The 3450-nt window shown below is 68.1% G+C and carries 5 protein-coding genes; 3 read left to right on the top strand and 2 right to left on the bottom strand.

Annotated features, from left to right (window positions below):
* On the bottom strand, positions 1 to 348 hold a 348-nt coding region (locus QZ753_RS03895), incomplete at its 3' end, for an FAD/NAD(P)-binding protein (protein WP_294641380.1).
* Between the two features lie 336 nt (positions 349 to 684).
* On the opposite strand from QZ753_RS03895, the gene QZ753_RS03890 reads away from it, so the two are divergent.
* The 3 genes from QZ753_RS03890 to QZ753_RS03880 all read left to right on the top strand — a co-directional run bounded on the left by QZ753_RS03890 (position 685) and on the right by QZ753_RS03880 (position 2357).
* Positions 685 to 1716 (top strand): HWE histidine kinase domain-containing protein, encoded by a 1032-nt coding sequence (locus tag QZ753_RS03890; protein ID WP_294641379.1) that lies wholly within the window; start codon positions 685 to 687, stop codon positions 1714 to 1716.
* 12 nt (positions 1717 to 1728) lie between these two features.
* Positions 1729 to 2118 carry a response regulator gene (locus QZ753_RS03885; RefSeq protein ID WP_294641378.1) on the top strand — a complete coding sequence of 130 codons (390 nt, stop codon included), beginning with the start codon at positions 1729 to 1731 and terminating at the stop codon, positions 2116 to 2118.
* A gap of 65 nt (positions 2119 to 2183) precedes the next feature.
* Positions 2184 to 2357 (top strand): hypothetical protein, encoded by a 174-nt coding sequence (locus QZ753_RS03880; RefSeq protein ID WP_294641377.1) that lies wholly within the window; start codon positions 2184 to 2186, stop codon positions 2355 to 2357.
* Positions 2358 to 2376: 19 nt separating this feature from the next.
* Here QZ753_RS03880 and QZ753_RS03875 read toward each other — a convergent pair.
* Positions 2377 to 3450, bottom strand: a 1074-nt coding sequence (locus tag QZ753_RS03875) for an MFS transporter (protein ID WP_294641376.1), incomplete at its 5' end; no start/stop codon positions are given.

The following is a 3450-nucleotide window of genomic DNA, read 5'->3' as shown; positions in this document are numbered from 1 at the left end:
GTCTCCACTAACGGGAAGCCAGTGGCGCACGAGGTCGCGGAGATAGTCGCGGTAACGCCAGCGGGGTGCGAAGCCGAGGGCGCCGTTGAGGCCGCACACGGCGGCTGCCCCGCTCTCGTTGAGCCAGCGCAAGAAATGCTGCGGATCGTCGTCGAACGCGCTCATGTTGCCGGCACGCGTGTTCAGGAGATGCGCCGGATCGTCGGTCGAGTAGGCAAGGCCTTCGCCGACACCCTCTCGCGGCTCGACGATGGTCACTTCGAGGCTCCCCGATGGCTGGCGAAGGAGATGAGCCGCCAAGAGCACGCCGCTGGCGCCGCCGCCGATGATGACGACGTGACGGGTCATGCGGGCGGGCACGCGTCGCGAAGGCGCATGGTGTCGCCCAGCGCGCCCGCGCTTATTTTGGCGGCCGATGATGGCGTCTCTGGCTTCATGGTCGATCCCCGTTGCGCACGGCGGGCGACCGCAGCCGTCGCCCGACAAGCGTCAAGCCTAACCAAGGCGGCGCGGCCCCACGACGAATGACGTTCTTCAATCCACCATATCAGTAGAAAACAAAATCGCGAGATGGTGCGTGAAGATCTTCGTAACGCCTTCGGCATGGGGTCGGCGGGTTCTTCTGGCACTCGGCGTCTCAACCGGTTAGACGGCCTCGACGACACGGCTGGAGACCGGCATCGCATGATCTTCGAAGCGGCAAAGCGCGTGCGCTCGTCTCCCTGGCGCGCCTGGAGCCTGGCGGCGGTCGCCTTCGGGCTCGCGCTCGGTCTGCGCTTCGGCTTCGACCACGTTCTGCCGGCCGGCTTCCCGTACCTGACGTTCTTTCCGGCGGTCATCCTCACCGCCTTCTTCGCGGGCCCGCGGCCGGGCCTTGCATGCGCGGTCGCCTGCGGCCTGTCCGCCTGGTACTGGTTCATCCCGCCGTTCGGCAGCTTCGCGCTCAGCACCCCCGTTCTGATCGCGCTGGCATTCTACGTGTTCGTCGTCGGCGTCGACATCGCACTGATCCAGGCGATGCACGGGGCGGTGGCGAAGCTCGAGGCGGAACGGGCGATCAACCAGCAGCTCCTCGCGCAGCAGAAGCAGCATCTCGAGGAAAGCCAGACGCAGCAGCGCCAGCAGCGCATCCTGCAGCGCGAGCTTTCGCACCGCATGAAGAACACGCTGGCGATGGTTCAGGCCGTGGTCTCGCAGAGCCTTCGCAATGCCACCGATCCGAAGGAGGCGGCGGCCATGGCATCCGCGCGCATCCAGGCGCTGGCCCGCGCGCAGGACATGCTCACCGCGTCCGACTGGGCCGCGTCCGACGTGCGGGCGATCGTGGAAGCGGCCATCGCGCCGCATGTCGACACGTCCGGGCGCTTCCGGCTGACCGGTCCCCGCGTCGATCTCGACGCGCGGCACGCGCTGGGGCTCGCGCTGGCGATCCACGAGCTCGCGACCAACGCGACGAAGTACGGCGCCCTGTCGACGGATGCGGGAACGATCGCCATTTCCTGGGAACTGGGCGACGGTGAGCGCTTCTCGTTCGTGTGGGAGGAGGAGGGCGGTCCGCCCGTTTCGGAACCGAATCGACGCGGCTTCGGTTCACGCCTGACGGAACGGGTCGTTCCCGGCTACTTCCAAGGGCATGCGCAGACCGAATTCGCACCACGTGGACTTGTGTACCAACTCGACGGCTCGCTCGCGGCGGACCGTCACGAGCCTTCCTGAGCCTGACGCCGCATGACCGAGACATTCGACAGATCCCGCATCGCCATTCTCGTCGTGGAAGACGAGCCTTTGCTTCTTCTCGACGCGATGGACATGGTGGAGGATGCGGGTTTCACCGCCTACGGGGCGACGAGCGCCGACGAGGCGATCCGTCTCCTCGAGCGGCACGACAACATCCGCATCCTCTTCACCGACGTCGACATGCCGGGCTCGATGGACGGTCTCAAGCTCGCTCATGCCGTCCGAAACCGCTGGCCGCCGATGTCGATCATCGTCGCATCGGGCCATGTCCGGGTGATGCCGGAAGACCTGCCGCGCGATGGGCTCTTCTTTCCCAAGCCCTATCCGCCCGCCTCGTTCATCCGCACGTTGGAATCGATGGCGCAGCGCTTCGCCGATTGACCGTTCGATACGTCGCCATCAGCGGGCGTTCAGGGCGAAGGGTGCAGTTCGATGCGAGGCGAGCGATGAGCCGTGACGACAGGACCGAGACGACGCAGGAAAAGACACAGCGGCTGAAGGCCGCGCGCCTTCAGGCCGAACGGGATCGCGACGCCCGGATCGAGCGCGACACCCGCAAGGCCGCCGCTCGTCGCAAGGTGTTGGCCGGGCCGACGCCGGGCAAGGGATCGCCGCGCTAGTCCGACGGCAAACGCCGTCTCAAGGCACCTCGGGGTGCGGCTTCAGGGGCGTGTCGTCCATGACCGGAACCGTCTGCCGCTCGATCATCCGGTGGACGCGCGGCCGGCTCGCGCCTTGATGGAGCGCCAGGAGGCGGTCGTAGACGTCCGCGTCGGCCTTGGTGCGCCGCGTGTTGTGCCGGACGTACTCGACCCAGGTCGGCACGTGGTAGGTCTCGGTCCAGATCTCCGGGTTCTCGAGGTCGCGTAGGAGCGACCATTGCCGGGCGCCGTCGCGGATGCGCACGCGCCGCCGCTCGGCCATGACGGCGAGGAAGGCCGGCACGTCCTCGGCCGCGATCTCGTAGTCGACCAGCACCATGATCGGGCCGCTGCGCGAGCGCAGGTCCAGCCGCAGTTCCGGCTCCTTGAATCGATCCAGCGGATCGAGGTCGAGCGCGACGAGGGCGGGGATGCCGAACCGCAGGCCGATGGCCGCGCCCGTCGCGAGGACTGCGCCGGACGCGAGGAGCGCGGTCGAGGGATCGTAGGCATCCGCGATCAGGCCCCAGACCCAGCTGCCGAGCGCCATGCCGCCGAAGGTCGCGGTCTGGTAGATCGACAGCGCTCGCCCGACCACCCAGCGCGGCGTCGACAGCTGGACGGTGACGTTGAAGAGCGACAGGGCGAGCACCCAGGCGGCACCGGCCGGCATCAGCGCCAGACCCGTCAGCCACGTCTGGCGGCTCCATGCGACCAGCACGGCGCTCAGCGCGAATGTGAGAAAGCCGATCCGCGCGATCATCTCGCTCGACAGCGCGCTGCGTAGCCGCGTCGAGAGCAGCGCGCCGCCGATCGCGCCGACGCCGAAGCAGCCGAGCAGCAGGCCGAAGGTCGCGGCATTGCCGGCGACGAGATCGCGCGCGACGAGCGGCAGCAGCGCCAGAACCGACACCGCGCCGACGCCGAACAGGAAGGCGCGCCCGATCACGGTCAGAAGGTTCGGCGACATTGCCACGAAGCGAAGGCCAGCCGACATCGCATGGCGGAACGTCTCGCGCGGCAGCGTCGAGGGCTGGCGTCGATAGCCCCACCGGCCAAGCGCCGCGATGAG

The organism is uncultured Aureimonas sp., assembly GCF_913775355.1.
Taxonomy (GTDB): Bacteria; Pseudomonadota; Alphaproteobacteria; order Rhizobiales; family Rhizobiaceae; genus Aureimonas.
Note: the sequence above shows the minus strand (reverse complement) of the source record. Positions and strands in the feature narration are given on the sequence as shown.

Coding starts and splice junctions, on each gene's coding strand:
- QZ753_RS03890 (WP_294641379.1), top strand. CDS start 685: ATGATCTTCGAAGCGGCAAAGCGCGTGCGCTCGTCTCCCTGGCGCGCC.
- QZ753_RS03885 (WP_294641378.1), top strand. CDS start 1,729: ATGACCGAGACATTCGACAGATCCCGCATCGCCATTCTCGTCGTGGAA.
- QZ753_RS03880 (WP_294641377.1), top strand. CDS start 2,184: ATGAGCCGTGACGACAGGACCGAGACGACGCAGGAAAAGACACAGCGG.